Annotated in this window: 18 protein-coding genes; 3 read left to right on the top strand and 15 right to left on the bottom strand. The window is 50.6% G+C overall.

Going from position 1 to position 17,543, the window contains the following annotated elements; genetic code table 11:
• The 4 genes from ACSYSY_RS03940 to ACSYSY_RS03925 form a co-directional block, all read right to left on the bottom strand.
• A complete protein-coding gene (locus tag ACSYSY_RS03940) occupies window positions 1-1,413 on the bottom strand; it encodes a sugar porter family MFS transporter (protein ID WP_491707996.1) in 1,413 nt (470 codons plus the stop codon).
• A gap of 91 nt (window positions 1,414-1,504) precedes the next feature.
• On the bottom strand, window positions 1,505-2,872 hold the full coding sequence (der, locus tag ACSYSY_RS03935; protein ID WP_491707995.1) for a ribosome biogenesis GTPase Der: 1,368 nt from the start codon (window positions 2,870-2,872) through the stop codon (window positions 1,505-1,507).
• Window positions 2,865-4,313, bottom strand: coding sequence for a PQQ-like beta-propeller repeat protein (locus tag ACSYSY_RS03930; RefSeq protein WP_491708216.1), 1,449 nt, complete (start codon window positions 4,311-4,313; stop codon window positions 2,865-2,867). Before ACSYSY_RS03930 ends, der begins: the two co-directional genes overlap by 8 nt.
• Window positions 4,313-5,008: a tetratricopeptide repeat protein gene (locus ACSYSY_RS03925; protein ID WP_491707994.1), complete on the bottom strand. Its 696-nt coding sequence runs from the start codon at window positions 5,006-5,008 to the stop codon at window positions 4,313-4,315. The genes ACSYSY_RS03930 and ACSYSY_RS03925 overlap by 1 nt, the downstream gene beginning before the upstream one ends.
• A 103-nt stretch (window positions 5,009-5,111) precedes the next feature.
• On the opposite strand from ACSYSY_RS03925, the gene ACSYSY_RS03920 reads away from it, so the two are divergent.
• Window positions 5,112-6,038, top strand: a complete 927-nt coding sequence (locus ACSYSY_RS03920) for a glycosyltransferase family protein (protein ID WP_491707993.1) — start codon at window positions 5,112-5,114, stop codon at window positions 6,036-6,038.
• 17 nt (window positions 6,039-6,055) lie between these two features.
• On the opposite strand, the gene ACSYSY_RS03915 is transcribed toward ACSYSY_RS03920, so the two are convergent.
• The 6 genes from ACSYSY_RS03915 to ACSYSY_RS03890 are packed head-to-tail and all read right to left on the bottom strand — an operon-like array spanning window position 6,056 to window position 11,265.
• Complete coding sequence (locus ACSYSY_RS03915; protein WP_491708215.1) at window positions 6,056-7,375, bottom strand: dihydroorotase; 1,320 nt, start codon at window positions 7,373-7,375, stop codon at window positions 6,056-6,058.
• The gene (locus ACSYSY_RS03910; RefSeq protein WP_491707992.1) at window positions 7,365-8,327 is read right to left on the bottom strand and encodes a glycosyltransferase family 9 protein; all 963 of its coding nucleotides are present in this window, start codon (window positions 8,325-8,327) and stop codon (window positions 7,365-7,367) included. Before ACSYSY_RS03910 ends, ACSYSY_RS03915 begins: the two co-directional genes overlap by 11 nt.
• Window positions 8,324-9,022, bottom strand: coding sequence for a DNA polymerase III subunit epsilon (gene dnaQ, locus ACSYSY_RS03905; RefSeq protein WP_491707991.1), 699 nt, complete (start codon window positions 9,020-9,022; stop codon window positions 8,324-8,326). The genes ACSYSY_RS03910 and dnaQ overlap by 4 nt, the downstream gene beginning before the upstream one ends.
• A gap of 7 nt (window positions 9,023-9,029) precedes the next feature.
• Window positions 9,030-9,656 carry a dephospho-CoA kinase gene (gene coaE / locus ACSYSY_RS03900; protein WP_491707990.1) on the bottom strand — a complete coding sequence of 209 codons (627 nt, stop codon included), beginning with the start codon at window positions 9,654-9,656 and terminating at the stop codon, window positions 9,030-9,032.
• A 14-nt stretch (window positions 9,657-9,670) separates the two neighbouring features.
• Window positions 9,671-10,507, bottom strand: a complete 837-nt coding sequence (locus ACSYSY_RS03895; RefSeq protein WP_491707989.1) for a shikimate dehydrogenase — start codon at window positions 10,505-10,507, stop codon at window positions 9,671-9,673.
• Window positions 10,504-11,265: an N-formylglutamate amidohydrolase gene (locus ACSYSY_RS03890; protein ID WP_491708214.1), complete on the bottom strand. Its 762-nt coding sequence runs from the start codon at window positions 11,263-11,265 to the stop codon at window positions 10,504-10,506. Before ACSYSY_RS03890 ends, ACSYSY_RS03895 begins: the two co-directional genes overlap by 4 nt.
• A gap of 38 nt (window positions 11,266-11,303) precedes the next feature.
• On the opposite strand from ACSYSY_RS03890, the gene ACSYSY_RS03885 reads away from it, so the two are divergent.
• A complete protein-coding gene (locus ACSYSY_RS03885) occupies window positions 11,304-11,429 on the top strand; it encodes a hypothetical protein (RefSeq protein WP_491707988.1) in 126 nt (41 codons plus the stop codon).
• Window positions 11,419-12,861, top strand: coding sequence for an argininosuccinate lyase (argH, locus tag ACSYSY_RS03880; protein WP_491707987.1), 1,443 nt, complete (start codon window positions 11,419-11,421; stop codon window positions 12,859-12,861). The genes ACSYSY_RS03885 and argH overlap by 11 nt, the downstream gene beginning before the upstream one ends.
• A gap of 148 nt (window positions 12,862-13,009) precedes the next feature.
• On the opposite strand, the gene gluQRS is transcribed toward argH, so the two are convergent.
• Genes gluQRS through metG form a run of 5 tightly spaced genes read right to left on the bottom strand, consistent with a single transcriptional unit; the run spans window position 13,010 to window position 17,527 of the window.
• Entirely contained in the window at window positions 13,010-13,861 is an 852-nt protein-coding gene (gluQRS, locus tag ACSYSY_RS03875) for a tRNA glutamyl-Q(34) synthetase GluQRS (RefSeq protein ID WP_491707986.1), read from the bottom strand.
• An 18-nt stretch (window positions 13,862-13,879) separates the two neighbouring features.
• Window positions 13,880-14,410 carry a hypothetical protein gene (locus ACSYSY_RS03870; RefSeq protein WP_491707985.1) on the bottom strand — a complete coding sequence of 177 codons (531 nt, stop codon included), beginning with the start codon at window positions 14,408-14,410 and terminating at the stop codon, window positions 13,880-13,882.
• Window positions 14,407-15,210, bottom strand: coding sequence for an MBL fold metallo-hydrolase (locus ACSYSY_RS03865; protein WP_491707984.1), 804 nt, complete (start codon window positions 15,208-15,210; stop codon window positions 14,407-14,409). Before ACSYSY_RS03865 ends, ACSYSY_RS03870 begins: the two co-directional genes overlap by 4 nt.
• The gene (locus ACSYSY_RS03860) at window positions 15,207-15,992 is read right to left on the bottom strand and encodes a TatD family hydrolase (protein ID WP_491707983.1); all 786 of its coding nucleotides are present in this window, start codon (window positions 15,990-15,992) and stop codon (window positions 15,207-15,209) included. The genes ACSYSY_RS03865 and ACSYSY_RS03860 overlap by 4 nt, the downstream gene beginning before the upstream one ends.
• Window positions 15,989-17,527: a methionine--tRNA ligase gene (gene metG / locus ACSYSY_RS03855; RefSeq protein ID WP_491707982.1), complete on the bottom strand. Its 1,539-nt coding sequence runs from the start codon at window positions 17,525-17,527 to the stop codon at window positions 15,989-15,991. The genes ACSYSY_RS03860 and metG overlap by 4 nt, the downstream gene beginning before the upstream one ends.
• Window positions 17,528-17,543: the final 16 nt, after the last annotated feature.

The following is a 17,543-nucleotide window of genomic DNA, read 5'->3' as shown; positions in this document are numbered from 1 at the left end:
TCAGTCTCCTAGATGACGCAGTGCTTTGCCTGCGTATAGATTGCTCTCAATCTTCTCCAAAGTGACGCCCTTTGTCTCAGGCACATAGAAGATCGTAAATAAAATAAAAACACCATTACAGAGGGCAAAAATAACAAAGGTCATGCTTCCGCCAATTTTTCCCATTACTATGGGGAAAATAGCTGAAATAACCATGTTGGCAGCCCAGTTCATCAATGTAGAACAGGCAATGCCGAAATCACGGCCACTGGTTGGCTGGACCTCCGAACATAAGGTCCAGACCAGTGGGCCAGCCCCGATCGCGAACCCTGCCACAAAGAATAAAATAAGGCCGCACAGAATGCTCTCCAGAACCACGCTGTCTGTTCCACTACCCAGAATGGCAGCAGCACCAAGAAGAGAAACAACCATGATGACACAGCTTGTAATCAGGAGTGGCTTTCTTCCCCAGCGATCTGAATAGATAATCGCAACACCTGTAGAAAGCATATTGACCAACCCTACAAGCGACGTTGCCCAAACGGCTGCATAGGTACCAAAATGAGCTGCCTGGAACACGCGGGGAGCGTAATAAAGCAGGGCATTAATCCCTGTTAATTGCTGAAAAATCTGCAACATCAAACCAAGAGCAACAGACCGGCGAAAATTCCTGTTATCGCGAAATAAGGTAAGTCCTGGTTCGTGATTTTTTTCCAGGCGGGACTGAATCCCCTTCAGCTCTTCATCGGCAAGCTCTTTATCAGAACGCAGCATGTATAAGACTTTACGCGCTCTTTCACTTTGCCCCTTCATGACCAGCCAACGCGGACTTTGAGGCAAAAGACGGACAGACACCATAAAAAGAATGGCCGGGACTACCATAATCCCCAGCATCCAGCGCCAATGGCCCCCTTTTGATAAAATGCCATCTGAGACAAAAGCCAGGAAAATCCCTACCGTCACCATTAACTGATAGAAAGCAATCATGGCGCCGCGCGCAGACTCAATCGTAATTTCTGAAATATAGAGAGGCGCTGCGAAAGCAGCTATTCCGACAGCAAGCCCCAGAAATATACGACCAACGTACATAACCGTTACAATAGGCGCCAGAGCACATAAAATTGTGCCAATCACAAAGAGGATCGCTGCGAGGAACATTGCGCCTGTGCGCCCAAATTGCAGCGATATTTTCCCAGCAGTGGCCGACCCGATAACGGCTCCCGCCATCATCGTGCTCACAATCCATCCCTGACTGGCATCTCCGGCATGAAAATATTTAGCGATAAAAGGAAGGGCGCCTGCAATAACCCCTGTATCGAGACCGAACATCAATCCGGCCATACCGGCGATCAAAGCCAGAGCGATACCGCGTCCTTTTCCGCTTGATGACGTCCCTTCCCCTTGAGGAAGAGACATCTTTTGCGTACCCACCATAATTTATCTCCCAAGGCACGTGGTTATGAAGTTCAGGCAATTGACTTCATACGGGCTAACCAACCAGATCTATAAAATTTCGTCTGAAATCTTATTTCTTGTCCTGGGTCGAATATGGATTGCGCGTTCCTCTCAGTTGCAGCCTTATAGGCACACCCGGCAGATGGAAAACTTCTCTGATCCCATTCACCAGATAGCGTTTATATCCTTCAGGCAGCTGCTCAACTCTCGTGCCGAAAATAACAAAGGTCGGCGGACGGGATTTGACCTGAGTGATATAGCGTAACTTTAATCGCCTTCCATCAACCAATGGGGGTTGGTGCCGCTCAAGAGCCTCCTCAAACCAACGGTTTAAATCGCTTGTGCCAACACGGGCATTCCACACTTCACTAGCCTGTCTGACAGCAGGAATCAGGCGGGAGAGGCCCTCTCCTGTCAAGGCAGAGAAAGTTACAACTGTGATTCCACGCATTTGCGCAAGAGAAGACTCAATCCTGTCCATAATGACGGTGCGTGTCTTCTTACGATCCTCTATCGCATCCCACTTGTTAAGAGCTAGTATACAAGCACGACCTTCACGTTCAATTAATCGTGCAATCTGCAGGTCCTGCTCATCAACCCCTCTGGTTGCATCAAGAACAAGAACGACGACTTCCGCCATTTTCAATGCCTCAATCGAGGCTGAAACAGACATCCGCTCGAGCCCCTGATCAACACGGGCTCTTTTTCTCATTCCTGCTGTATCAACAACTTCAATCCTGCCGTGCTCATCTTCAATAAAGACACTCACAGAATCGCGCGTGAGCCCTGCTTCGGGCCCTGTAATCATGCGTTCTTCACCAAGAAGGCTGTTGAGCAAGGTGGACTTACCCGCATTAGGCCGTCCCACAATGGCAATCCGCAGAGGTTTATCCTCTTCAGGCTCTTCCTCTTCTGGCGGGGGCAGACGCTCAACAATCTCACTCATGAGATCGGCGATTCCCTCACCATGCTCGGCAGAGAGTGCCAGAGGTGTTCCAAGACCCAGAGAATAGGCTTCAAGAGCTGCTTCCGTCCCGGCTTTACCTTCAGCCTTATTGGCAACAAGCAATACCGGGCGGTTCTGTTTTCTCAACCAGCTGGCAAAATGAGCATCAACAGGCGTAATTCCCGCCCGGGCATCAATACAGAAAACAACGAGATCAGCCTGGGCAACCCCTTGCTCGGATGAAGAGCGCATCCGCCCGAACAACGTCTCCGGTGCCGCTTCTTCAAGCCCGGCTGTATCAATCAGGCGGACCAGGCGTCCGCGCAAAAGGGCATCACCTTCCTTACGGTCACGCGTAACGCCCGGTTCATCCGAGACGATCGCCTGGCGCCTGCCTACCAGACGATTAAATAAAGTGGACTTACCAACATTAGGGCGCCCTGCAATCACAACGACCGGGCGTTTTGTCGCCCGTTTAATTTCTTCAGCCATAGGCGCGTAATACACCATCCTGACTTAATGTCAGTACTTTTCCATCACAAACAATAGGCTGCACCTGACAGGAAGCAGAAATATCTTTTACCTGCTCTATCTTACCCGTTGCAGCATCAACCACGACCATACCTTCTTTCGGTACAGACGAGAAACAAACAAGCTTATTATTAACGAGCAAAGGCCCTACCCACTCAATTTGACCTTTCTGCTTTTTCTGATGTTGAAAACGACGAAGCTGTGTGATCCAGCGTACCTGGCCTGAAATCCGGTCAAGGCAGGCCAGTTGTTGATCAAGTGATAAGACAAACAGCCAATCACCACAGACGGACAGAGGATTCTGGCTGCTTACTTCACGCTCCCAGAGACGCCGGCCAGACCTCAAATCAATGGCCACCAGCACCTGGGACATGGAGGCTGCATAAGCCGTACCGTCTACAATTACCGGAGCTCCGCGAATGCAGGCAAAATCCAGTATACCACCACGGCCATTGCCGCCCCCCAGACTGTCGCTCCAGACCAGCTCACCAGAGGTTGCACGCAAGGCAACGAGCTCGCCGCTGCCGAAACCTGCAAGCACAACACCATCGACAAAAGCAGGTGTCGCAACGCCGAACAGCCCTGTATTGACGTCTGTTGCCTGATAGGTCCAGACCTGACGACCGGTTTTGGCCTCCAGGGCATAAAGACGCTGGTCAATGGTGATGAAAACCATTAGCCCGTCCTGCACAACAGGGGCAGAACGGCCAGGTGTTGTCGTCGAAACGCTCCATTTTATGTGACCTGTGGCGACGTCAAGAGCTAATGCCTGCGCGACGCCATCAACGACGTAAAGCGTATCCCCAACCAGAGCGAGCCCCCCGCCGAGATTGGTTGAGCGTGTGTGTTTGGCTGGTTGGCGCGTCCAGAGAGGATGCCTGCCAGGCCATGAGAAAGCATGCACGGCACCTTGTGCGTCAACCACAAATATCCGGCCATTACCGATTACAGGAGGCGACTGCAAGGCCCCACGGTTATTGGGGAAAAAGAGCACCATGGACAAAAAGCTGACAGGGTTGACCTCAGGCCCGACCGAGCGTTTCCACTCCGGTTTTGTTGCGGCATCCCAACGGGCATTCACAGCCTTATGAGAGGTATCCCGACCGTCCATGGTCCATTCATGCACGTCCTCAACGGGTGGTAAGGTAAAGGCGCTTTGCTCATTATGGGCAACGCTCAGCCCTGCCCCTGTTGAAAGCACATCCAGACGATGGCCGATTGCTCTCGTTTTTTTCTCATCACTGCTGAAGAGGTCACACCCGCCAAGCCCCGTTATAGCACCCGCAGAGCACGCCATTTTCAGAAGATTGCGCCGACTGAAAAGAGACGCTTTTCTATCTGGCTCTCCTTTGATGACAGGAGACGTATCAGTAACAGTTCGATGGAAAAAATCACGCAGCATCATTTGACATCCCCCAAAGTCCTCAAGAGCAACCCGGCCCTCTGGCGCAGAGCATCACTGGTATCAGCTGAAGTCTGAATTTCAATCAATAATCTTTTCGCTTCCTTGCGCTGATCTGCCGTATTATCAGGCCCCAGGTCAAGAGCTACGATCCCTTCTCGGGCCAGAGAGGCAAAACCTCCCCCTTTTTTTATGAGTGACTCATAGCCTTTTCTCAGTTCAGAGTTAGGTTTCTTTCCCATCTGGGCATTCAGGGAAAGATAAAGAGCCATATCCTTTAAAACGGATTCCGCATTTTTATCTGATTCGACCTTTGCCCAAAGAGACAGAGCGGTTTTATCATCACCATCCTCTTTTTTGAGATCAGCCAGTCTCATCATGGCATAAGCCTTGATCCCATCAGGAGCTTTATCGGCAAGTTCTTCAAAAAGAGCTTCTGCCTGCTTTCTGTGTGACGGACCAGCGGAATCAGCCTCTCCTGATGGAGGGGAAACCAGACGAAGAGCCTCAAAATAGCGTACAGACGCTTTTTCTTCCGCTTTTATCACGCTGTGATGGTGCCAGAACCAAACGCCGCCACCGGCAAATATAAGGATAACAAATACAACAGCAACAATACCAAAACGGCGTGCGGCCTGTACTAGGCGTTCTCTACGCTGTTCTTCCTGCATTTCCTGAATAAAATCGTCAGTCACACTGCTTTCCCGCTGGATCATCTGTCAAATTGATGCAAGCATACGTGACAATTTGCTTTCAGCAAACAACCTGAAAGCAATTTCATTGATAAAAACAGGTTTTATGACAATGCCAGTGGTTAAAATTCTAATGATGCAAAAAAACGAGGGCCCCTTTCTGGCCCGTTGGCTTGCCCACTATAGCCACATTTTTGGCACGCATAACCTTATCATCCTCGATAATGGCTCCACTGACCCATATAGCCTGTCCTTGCTCAATGAGGCGGAATATAGAGGGGCCCTCATTGAACGAAATTTCACCAAAGCCGAAGATTTCCAGCATAAAGGCCGTCACTTTACCAACCTGATCAGTTCACTTGATAAGGATAGTGACTATGATTTTGCTCTCCCTGTTGATTGCGATGAGCTCCTGGCAGTTTTTACGCCATCCGGCCTTTCAATCGACAAGAAAAAAATCCTGGCTGAATTTGACCGGTTAAGAGGACAGCGCAGCGGTTTTTTAATCACCCCCTCTCTTTTTAATGTGCCTTTGCAGCCAGGATGGTTCTCTCCCAACAGGCTTTTTCCGAAAGGCTTTGTCCCGTCCAGATGCGGTGCTGTCATTGATGACGGGCATCATTTTCCCGCCTCTATGGAAGTTGCAGGCCAGGCCCCTACAAAATTCACCTATCTTCATTTTCACAACCGCCCTTATGAGGAAATGCAGGCCACCTGTCGTGCCAAACTGAGCCTTGAACTTGACGATGTGACAGATGAAGAAAAATTACGTGAACATGAACGCCTCTCCCGGCCGGGAGGGCATCTGGTCCGCTCCCTTCTGTTGGATGAGGAAGAGTATCGGCATATTTATGACAAGGACGTTCAGCTCTATTTTGAAGGGAGCGGTGTCATGATTCGTACTGCCGACACTATCCGCCTGTGGGATGCCCAACGTTATCTTGCGAGGCACCCCGATACGCATGTTTATGGGGCGGGCCCTCTCTCTCATTACCTTATGCACGGCTTTCTGGAAGGAAGAGAGCTCCCCTGAGTTTTTTCCTTTCAGAATCAGGGCAGAAACGACATCGTTTTTCCCTGATTGGCGGACACGATTTCATCATCACGCATGACCACATGACCGCGGACGATTGTCCCCACTGGCCATCCTTTCACTGAAACACCGTCATAAGGTGTCCACCCGACAGGAGAGACGATCCAGTCATTGGTGATGGTCCGTTCTTTTTTAAGATCGACCAGCGTAAAATCGGCATCATAACCAACGGCCAGCCGCCCTTTAGTCGAAATCCCATAAATACGGGCAGGCCCTGCGGCCATGACGTCGACCAGATGGGAAAGCGACAGGCGCCCGGCATTTACGTGGTTTAACATCAGTGGAACAATCGTCTGCACACCGGTCATGCCTGATGGACATTCCAGCCAGGGCAGTTTTTTCGCCGCCAATGGATGAGGCGCATGGTCAGAGGAGACCACATCCACCCGCCCTTCACGTAAAGCGGCCCACAAAGCCTGATGATGACGCTCGTCACGAATAGGCGGGTTCATGACAGCAAGCCCACCAAGCCGTTCATAACATTCCGGCCCGACCAGTGTCAGATGATTGGCCAGTAGCTCTACTGAGGCAACGTCACGCTGGCCTGCCAGAAATTCCAGCTCCTCTGCCGTTGAAACATGGAGAATATGGACAGGGCGCCCCGTTTTATGCGCCAACGTTACAATACGTTTTGTCGCACGCAAGGCACATTCCACGTCACGCCATTCAGCATGCATGGCGTAAGGCTGACCTTTCTGAAAAAGCGGCTTTCTTTCTCTGAGGCGATATTCGTCCTCCGCATGGAAAGCGACACGACGGTGACCGGAACGAAGCACAGCCTCGATCCCCTCATCACTTTCAACCATGAGAGAACCGGTCGATGACCCTGCGAAAACCTTTACGGCACAAACGCCTGCTTCCTCCTCAAGCTCTGCAAGATAAGGCGCATTTTCACGCGTGGCCCCGACATAGATCCCCACATCAATATTGGCGACCTGATTAATATGATTGCGCTTCCATTCCAGCATGACGGAATCTGTCACAGCCGGATTGGTATTGGGCATATCCATCACACTGGCCAGACCACCAAGGGCAGCAGCGCGTGTCCCGGTTTCAATAGTTTCAACATCGGGCTTGCCCGGATCACGAAAATGGACCTGCGCATCCATAAGACCTGGCAGAATATGGAGATGAGACGCATCAATCACCTGATCGGCCTCATCGGCAACGCCCACATTCAGAGAGGCAATACGCTGGCCTTTGACACCAATATCGGCTTTCACCTCTCCCCACGGGAATACACACGTCCCGTGACGCAGGATCAGATCATAATGCATAATGCGGTTCTCCTTCATTCAAGAGGGCCTGCCCTTCAACCGGAAAGGACGTGGTTTTTTCATAAAATTGTTTTAACAGAAGCCGGGCTGAGCCAAAAACCTCATCAACACCAATATGGCTCATAATTCCTTTGCCCTCTTCCCCTGGGGCCGAAAGAGCCATGGCTGAGACACCTGATGGCGCATATTGTGAAGCTCTACTGGGGCCGAACAATCCGAGTGTCGGCGTTCCGACAGCGCCGGATAAATGCATCAGACCCGAATCATTACCGATAAAGAGAGAACAGCAGGCAAGAGACGCCGCAACGTCAGACAGCGCCCGCCCTCCCCCATAATCATGGCACGGCAACTGTTTCAGAAGGGGCAATGCGCCATTCCGCTCAGTTTCTCCAGCACCATAAAGCACGAGGATTTTATAGCCTTGTTCCAGAAAAAGGCGCCCGATTTTTATGAAATTTTCAGCAGGCCACATTTTATAGGCAGTCCCGGCTGTCGGCGCCAGAGCAAGCCATTTTTCCCCGGCAGGGAAGAAACCACGTGCTTTTTCCATGGTCTCTTTCTTCAGCCATACGCGAGGCAGAGAGGCTTTTTGAAACCCAAGTGAGTGAGCCTGCTGAAGAATTTTCAATCCCGGTCTGCGTCCACCTTTGACACCATAGCGCTTGCGACTCCATAAAGCGCAGCTGATGATAGAAGAACGAAGATCGACAACCATGAACCAGTTATGAAAAACGATCCGTCTCCACAGCCTGATCCAATGAAGATTATATTTTTGCTTATCCATGCCGATCAGACGTTCACAACGTGGGAAATTTTCAAAAAGCGTCGTATTTTGTGAACCACAGACGATCGTAAAATGAGCTGAAGGGAAACGTTCAAGCAAGGATGACAGTAGCGCTGTGGAAATGACAACATCTCCCAGCCTATGGGACGTGATGAAAAGTATTTTCACCCTTCTCTGGCCCAAAGTGGATCCGTAACGGTTTTGAGAAATTCGCTATGGCGGACCAGCGTCTCCTCATCCGGCTCTGCCATGGGGCGAGGCACGCGGTCGTAACTCTGGCGTTTGATGGTCAGGCGACTGGCGCCACTTTCCTGCCGCTCCATCCCTGCAAGGCCCAGTCCTCTCTGGCGACCGCCGATAAGTTCTATATAGACATCAGATAAAAGACGGCAGTCGAGCAAGGCATTATGGGTACCGCGCTCAGAAAGATCGATCCCGAACCGGCGGCATAACGCATCAAGGCTTGCCGGCATCCCGGGATATTTTCTGCGCGCCATGATAACCGTATCAACCGCACGACTTTGATAATCCAGAATCTGCCTGCCACATCGTTTAAGCTCGGCATTAATAAAGCCAAAGTCAAACTTTGCATTATGGGCGATCATTTTATCATCAGCGATAAAAGCCAGAAATTCGTCAGCAATCTCAGCGAATTTCGGCTTTCCCAAAAGGTCTTCCCGCGTAAAACCATGAACTTTGGTCGCTTCTGGCGGGATATCACGTTCAGGATCAATCAGAACATGAAAATATTTCCCTGTGCGCAGATCATTCTCAAGCTCCAGAGCGGCAATCTCAATAACCCGGTCGCCTGTTTCAGGATCAAGACCAGTCGTTTCTGTATCAAAAAGTATGGAACGGACCATGAGTCTCTTAAACCTTTTCAGTGCGGCGAAAATGAGGATTATGCAGTTCTTTTATCAAAGACACGGTCTGGCGCAACGCCCGGCCGCGGGAGAAACCTGTCTGGATGATCTTATCAGCCCGGTTACGTTTAATCGCTTCAGGAAGTTGTCGTTTCATAAAATGACGTGCTTCTTTGACAGACATTTTCTTTTCTTTCTCAAAACGCCTTTGCAAACGTTCAAGACGCACTCTCAAAGGAGCTGATACAACGATAATTCTGTCACATTCCTTGTCAGACCCGCTCTCCCATAAAAGAGGGACATCAATGACGCAGAATTTCCGCCCCTGCCGCCGGCACGACCGGATAAAAGCCTCTCTTTCGCGCCGGACCAGAGGGTGCATGATGGCCTCGAGCTTTTTTAAATCCTCTGGATGATCAAGAAGATGTTTTCGCAACAGACCCCGGTCAAGGCAATGATCCTGCACAACTGCGGGAAACTGTTTTGCCAGTAAAGGAAGCGCCTTCCCGTAAGGGGCCTGAAGTGATTTCACACAAAGATCAGCATCGAACACCGGAATATGAAACTGACGGAAAAAATCCGCAACGGTGCTTTTTCCCGCAGCCATCCCCCCTGTAAGACCGATCACCTGCATTACCGGGAAAATCCTTACGATTTCTGATTTAAATCATCGACAAGACGCTGAATCAGTATTTCATCCATTTCAGGTTTTACACCAAACCAGAGACGAAAACCTTCAACCGCCTGGCAGACCAGCATACCCAGACCGTCGACAGTCTTCAGACCTTTCTTTTGTGCGGCAAGAATCAGAGGTGTCTCCCTCGGTGTATAAACAATATCGGCAACACAGAGTTCTGGTGACGCCTTTGCAAGGCATTGATCCCACTCAAGTGACGCAGCACCATGCATACCCAAAGAGGTTGCATTGACCAGAAGTGACGCCCCAGCAAGATGAGAAGGCCATTCATCCCACTCAATAACGTGCCCGCCCTGTAAGGCTTTAACCAACCCTTCAGCCCTCTCACGGGAACGATTCGTGATAAGTACCTTCAATCCTCTGTCCAACAGGGACGCAATCACTGCCCGTGCGGCGCCCCCAGCCCCGAGAACAAGAGCGGTTCCTTCAAGACGGCCCGTATGAGCCAGAACATTTTCACAAAATCCTGTGCCGTCCGTGCAATCCCCGATGATACGCCCATTTTCAAATAAAAGCGTATTAGCGGCCCCTGCGCGTTGTGCTGTCAGAGTCAGTTCATCACAGAGAGAAAAAGCCGCTTCCTTATGGGGGATCGTCACATTCACGCCTTTAAAGCCAGCGGCAGCCAAACCTCTCAAAGCAGTTTCAACCTCCCCTGGGGCAACAGGCAACGGCACATAGGCTGCATTCAGCCCATATTTCTCACACCAGTAATTATGAATTAAAGGAGAACGCGAATGAGCAACGGGCCATCCTGTCACGCCCGCTAATTGTGTCTTTCCATTCATTCAGCATTCTTCCTTTTTTGTCTTTCATCCCAATAAAGAGGCAATAAGCGCGCAAGACGCTCTGCCCATTCTTTCTGACCTTCACAATCAGCAATAAGATCCTGCCTGATTTCTATTTCAAGAGCCGGCATAGCCCGTTCCGCCGCATGGTAAGGGACCGTATAATCATTGATAGTGCTCAGAACATAGGGTTCGTTATCACCTACACATAACCCTTCTTTCCGCATCAATTCTATCATGATCTCAGCGCTTAACGAGTCATGATCATGCAGAAGTCCAACATGCCACGGCCTGCGGACACCGTTCATGACAGGCGTAAAACTATGAAGCGATACCAGAACCGTTTCTTTGTGGCTCCTCTGCTCAAGCGCTTCTTCAATCACAGCATGATAGGGATGCAGAATAGCCTCTTCTCGTATTCGTCGTTCCTCAGGTGAAAGCGACTGATTGGCTTCCACCACCGTGTGGTCACTCACTGATGGTATGGAAGTTGGATGTCCCGGAGAACGGTTACAATCAATCACCAGTCTGGAATAAACCTGCTCAATCAAGGGGGCGCCCAAAAGGTCATGGAGACGATGACCCACTTCTTTTATGCCCAGGTCACTGGCAATGTGACGGTTCCAGTCTTCCTCGCTCACACCCATAGTGCCCAATTTTTGCGGAACGTGGCGCCCGGCATGGTCACTGACGAGAATAAAAACACTTTCAGAGGAACTTTGTTTTTTCACAAAAGGAGCCGGATCCTGATCGCTCAAAAAACTCACTTTTCTTCCCTTTCAGAATGTTCCCTTCAGTGACCGAACTTCGCCTTTATCTGGTTGAAATATGTCATCATCACTTGGCCACTCACTCAATCTGGCGCTATTATAACCACTATCTGTTCTTTTCTGTCAGTATTATCGGGCACCATGACGCATAAAAAAACTGAAAATAATATCGCTTCTTCTTCAAAAAATGCCCAATGGGGAGGAAGATTTTCGGGCGGTCCTGCTGCGATTATGGGCGAAATCAATGCCTCAATCGGTTTTGACCGGCAATTATGGCGCCAGGATATTCAGGGCTCGCTCGCTCATGCTGCCATGCTCTGCAAAGTCGGGCTTTTAACAGAACAGGAAGAAGAGCAGATTCGCCAGGGCCTGAATGAAATTGCTCAGGATATTGAGGCTGGACGATTTGAGTTTTCTGATGCGCTCGAAGATATTCATATGAATATCGAAGCCCGACTGGCCGAAAAAATTGGTGAAGCCGGCAAGCGCCTTCATACAGCACGGTCCCGCAATGATCAGGTTGCAACAGATTTCCGCCTCTGGGTCCGTCAGGCCACTGATGACATTATCGCCCAGACAGAAAATCTGATGCTCACACTGGCACGTCAGGCCCTCACCTATCACGCTGTGCCGATGCCTGGCTTTACGCATCTACAGGTTGCCCAGCCTGTCACATTCGGTCATCACCTTCTGGCCTATGTCGAAATGCTCGCACGTGACGTATCCCGTCTGAAAGACGGGCGCAAAAGGCTTAATGAATGCCCTCTGGGATCTGCCGCTCTTGCAGGAACGTCTTTCCCCATCGACCGGCAGATGACAGCGCAAAGTCTGGGGTTTGACCGTCCGACTGCCAACTCTCTCGATGCCGTGTCAGATCGTGATTTTGCGCTGGATTATCTGTCAGCGCTCTCTATTGAAGCCATGCATCTTTCTCGCCTGGCCGAAGAAATTGTGCAATGGACGTCGGCTGCTTTCAATTTTATCAGCCTGTCAGACAGTTTCACCACTGGCTCATCCATTATGCCGCAAAAACGCAACCCGGATGCTGCTGAACTGGTTAGAGCGAAAATTGGCCGGATTATGGGAGACTTTATCGGTCTGCTAACCGTAATGAAGGGGCTCCCCCTCGCCTATGCCAAGGACACGCAGGAAGATAAGGAGCCTGTCTTTGATGCGACCCGCGCCATTACCCTGTCTCTTGCCGCCATGGAAGGTATGATCCGCGATCTCAAACCCAATGAAAAACGTATGAGAGAGCTTGCTGGGGCTGGTTTTTCAACCGCGACTGACCTTGCTGACTGGCTGGTACGTGTTTTACGTGTCCCGTTCCGCACAGCACACCATATTACAGGAACACTGGTCAGCATCGCAGAGAAAAAACAGTGTGACCTTTCTGAGCTGACATTACCTGAAATGCAGGCTGTAGAACCTGGAATTACTCAGGAGATCTACTCAGTTCTGAGCGTGGATTCATCGCTCGCTTCACGCGTCAGCGAAGGGGGAACCGCCCCGCAAAATGTAAAACTTCAAGCCGAAAAATGGATTTTTGCCCTCAGCCAGCACAAAAACAACCCTGAAGGATGATGTTATGAAGTTCAGTCACTTACTGTTTTTAGGCGCTTTTATCGTTCCGCTCCTATTGACTGGCTGCGGGATAAGAGGCAATCCTCAACCACCGGGGCCATCAAGAAACATCACCTACCCTCACTCTTACCCACCCGCATAGAGTCTATCAAGCCAGCGAACTGGAAAGAGCTTTCTGAACGAGCGGGTGCGCCATAATCTGAACGGCCGACCATCCTGATTGCCTCAGACCATGGACGCCTGCTGCTCCATCACGTTTGGAAAGCTTTTTTCCGTTCTGCCCATCCATTACGAGGCAATGATGGGCATAAACTGGTTCAGGCCAGCTCATCAATTTCTGTAAAACGCGGTGGATGCCGGTTAAGGGTTCAATATCCATCCCTCTTGTCACGCATGTCACACCTTGCAGCGCATCGTCATGCGTTACACAGAGATGGTACGATAATCCTGTATCCCGGCGCGCCAGCACGATATCGCCAAAGGAAGCGGCATTTCCTTTATGGTGTCCTGCTCCGGCTGCGTGTCCTATTTCTGTCCAGCCAGGTTCCTCACCAAGACAATCCAGTGCCTTCTGCATATCTAACCGCCATTGAGGCGCTATAAGAGACCCCGCGACGTCAGACAGATGACGGCATTTTCCGTTATAGACCCAGCTTCCATCAGGAGCTTTTTCCGTTGCGTTTTCAGCAACGTCACTTCTGGAACACCAACAGGGATAAAGCAGACCACGGCCGCGCAACTCGGCTAAAACTCTCTCATATTCTGCTTTATGCTGAGATTGGACGCGTACTGTATCTTCAGGCCATAAGCCCAGCCACTGCAAATCATCCATCAGGATCGTTTTGAAGTGATCCGTGCAGCGGACCTCATCGCAATCCTCAATTCTGACATGATAACGTCCGTCATTGCCCGCCATAATCCGTGCATACAGAGCCGAGACAATATGTCCCAGATGAAGATACCCTGTGGGACTGGGGGCAAAACGGGTGATCGTGGACATGGATTTACCGCAGTGAAATTACGGTGTGTTTTCAATAAGTCTCACATTTTCCAGGCAGGATTTATAGGGCACGTCCCTCCTGGTATAAGCCAGAATGACTCCCCCCTGAGGGCCAAAAGAGAACTGGAAATGATTGCCTTCGAGGAAAAGACCTCCCTCTCCGCTCCAGGAAGGCGAGTCCTCTCTTGCGTTCGTCAGTGAATGGCTCTGAATATACTGCTCGGGATCCCACTCTCTGGCAGTGTCCTGATTATCTTTCATCAGAACATGGCCTCCTTGATAGGAGATATGACTCACCTGGCCTGGAGCTATGGTGATTTCATACCAATGACCGGGTCGCCCTGTTAAAAGTTCAACCTGATAAGGACCGCGACGGCACAAAGTGAGAGCTGTCAGCCCCTCCAGGGAAAAACTGAAATCCACCAGAGGAATCTGCCCGAAACTACCGGCCTGATAGGTGCTACAGTACCAGTCCTTGAATTGCTCCAGAGTTTCAAAGAATTCTGTTTCTTCAGACGTGTTCGCCACTGGTTTTATCAGGATTTTCACTTATCAACTCCCATCTGAATGGTAAGACCGTCCCACGCAGGTTCAATATCTGGAGGTAACATTCTGATTAAGGACTGATAATCCAGTTTTTCCCCCATATGGGTCAGGATAATCCTGCGTGGCTTCAGCTGATCGCGCCAGCTCATCACCTGCTCTAACGATGCATGAGAGGGATGCGGCTGATATTGCAGGCACCCTACGACCCAGACGTCGAGTTCCTGTAGCTGTTTCAAAGAATGATCAGGAAGGTCATGAACATCCGTGGAATAAGCGAAACTTCCACATTTCAAACCCAGAGAACGCACCCGGCCATGATGTTGGGTAAAACCATAGAGCTCCAGGGGACCTATTGTAAAAGCACTGTCAAAATCAATAACGACTTCTTCAAAAGCCGGTCTGAAGAACTCGCCCCCCTGCCATGGATGAAACGCATAATGGAAGCGTTTCTTCAGCTCGATCATGACCTCCTGCGTTGCGATGAGTGGTAAAGGCCGTCCGATAATCCTGTTAATGGCCCTTAATTCATCCAACCCTGCCAGATGATCGCTATGGGCATGGGTAATAACCACTGCATCAATGCGCCCCATATGATTGGCCAACATCTGGGAGCGAAAATCCGCGCCGCAATCAATCAAGACTCTATAGCCATCTTTTTCAATGACAGCAGAAGAACGCGTGCGCCGGTTGCGCGGCTCAGCGGGATCACATGCACCCCACTGCCCCGAAGGAGTGTTCTGCTCGTCTCCCCCAATCATCGGCACGCCTGGGGAGCTTCCACAACCTAGAATCGTTACTTTCATAGGGAAAGTTTCGTAAATAACCGGGCCGTATTGGCTCTGGTCTGCTCAATAATCTGCTCAAAAGGAACGCCCCGTTCCTGTGCCAGACGTTCGGCCGTAAAACTGACAAAAGCGGGCGTGTTAGGCTTTCCCCTCTTGGGAACAGGGGCAAGAAAAGGGCTGTCTGTCTCCACTAGAATACGCTCTACAGGCGCATCCCGAACGACGGTACGGATTTCCTCACATTTAGGGAACGTCAGAAGACCAGAAAAACTCAGATAACCACCAAGTTCGAGCACGGCGTTTGCCAGAGAAGGCCCTGACGCAAAACAATGGATCAGAAAGGGAAAGGCACCTTTCGCGCTCTCTTCCTGTAAAAGCGCCACCATATCCTCATCTGCCATGCGCGAGTGGATAACCACCGGCAGTCCCGTTTTCCGGGAGGCTTCTATATGACGCCGGAAAGACGCTTTCTGGGCCGGTTTTGCTTCATCACCACTATGGAAATAATCCAGTCCCGTTTCGCCAATCGCGACAACACCCGGCTGTTCAAGAACTGAGATCATCTCATCACAGTCAGGCAAGGATTCCTCGCACGCATGATCAGGGTGTGTCCCCAGAGCGCACCAGACTCTCATTTCCGGGCTGTCATATTTCAGAAGATCAAGCTGCTTCTGGCGCTCTGACCATCTTGTGCCAATCGTAATCATGCCACTCAGCCCCATCTCACGTGCCAGAGACAGAGCTGGTTCTACCGCTTCGAGACGGTCAAGATGACAATGAGTATCGATTAAGCCGCTCACTCTTTTTCCACCTCTGCAAAACGCGGGAAAAGCCCTTCCGGTTTGGGCAGAACACGCCCCTCTTCAATAAGATGACTTAAAGACGCAAAATCGCGTTCCTCTGCCTTCAGGGCGAGCTGGTCCAGCATTTTACCCATTGTGTCAGGCATATAAGGCTGCAACATGGTGGCAATCGTACGAATCACATCATACAGCACGCGCAGAACGGCAGCCATTCTCACTGGATCGGTTTTTTTCAAAGCCCAGGGAGCCTGACGGTCAATATAGGCATTCGCAGCGCGAATCAGCTTCCAGACTTCTTCGAGTGCATCACTGATCGCCATACGCTCAATCTGCTCTGACATCAGGTCAGGTAAAAGAGATGCCTGCGCCAGAATCGCTTCATCATCTTCTGTCAGTTCCGCACGGGCCGGCAGACGACCCTCAAGATTACGGGCAATAAGGCTCAATGTTCTTTGCGCCAGATTCCCCAGATCATTCGCCAGCTCAACATTCATACGCGTAATCATGGAGCGACGGCTGAAATTTGAGTCCCCGCCGAAAGGAACTTCCCTCATCAGGAAAAAGCGTAACTGATCGAGACCGAATTCACCAGCCAGAGCCTTGGGATCAAGCACATTCCCAAGTGACTTGCTCATTTTCTCGCCCTCAACCGTCCACCAGCCATGGGCAAACACTTTTTTAGGCAAAGGCAAGCCCGCTGCCATCAGGAAAGCAGGCCAGTAAATGCAATGGAAACGGACAATTTCCTTGCCCACAACATGCACATCAGCCGGCCAATAGGCTGCTTTTTCTCCGTGAAGGTCAGGATAGCCGACTGCCGTCAGGTAATTGGCGAGCGCATCAAACCAGACATACATGACATGCTCAGAATCACCCGGGACCTCAATCCCCCACTTAAAGCTTGTGCGACTGACCGAAAGGTCACGCAGCCCCTGACGGACAAAGGCCTCCACTTCACGTCTGGGGCCTTGAGGGCCGATAAAATCAGGATTTTCATCATAGAGTTTCAGCAACCGGTCCTGAAATTCTGACAGTTTGAAGAAATAGGAAGGCTCACGCACCCACTCAACAGGCGCGCCTGACGGAGCCGTGCGTCGACCATCTTCATGAAGGGTCACTTCATCCTCACCGATGAACGCTTCATCACGCGTGGAATACCACCCCTCATAGGCGCCTAGATAAATATGTCCATTCTCTGCGACTTTTTCCCATAATGCCTGGGCGGCCTTTTTATGGCGCGGTTCGGTCGTTCTGACAAAATCATCGGCAGAAATGGCCATATCCTTCTGCATCTGACGAAACTGTGCTGAAACGCTATCAGCAAATTCCTGCGGAGCCATATTCCGGGCAATGGCACTTTGCTCAACCTTCTGACCATGCTCATCTGTTCCGGTAACAAAGAGCACATCCTCCCCCTTGAGGCGGTGGAACCGTGCGATGACGTCACAGGCAATTGACGTGTAGGCATGCCCGATATGGGGCGCTCCATTCACATAAAAAATAGGAGTTGTGATGGTAAAACGCCGCGTCATAATTCTTCCCGTCAAT

This window comes from Aristophania sp. ESL1100, from assembly GCF_058511235.1.
Note: the sequence above shows the minus strand (reverse complement) of the source record. Positions and strands in the feature narration are given on the sequence as shown.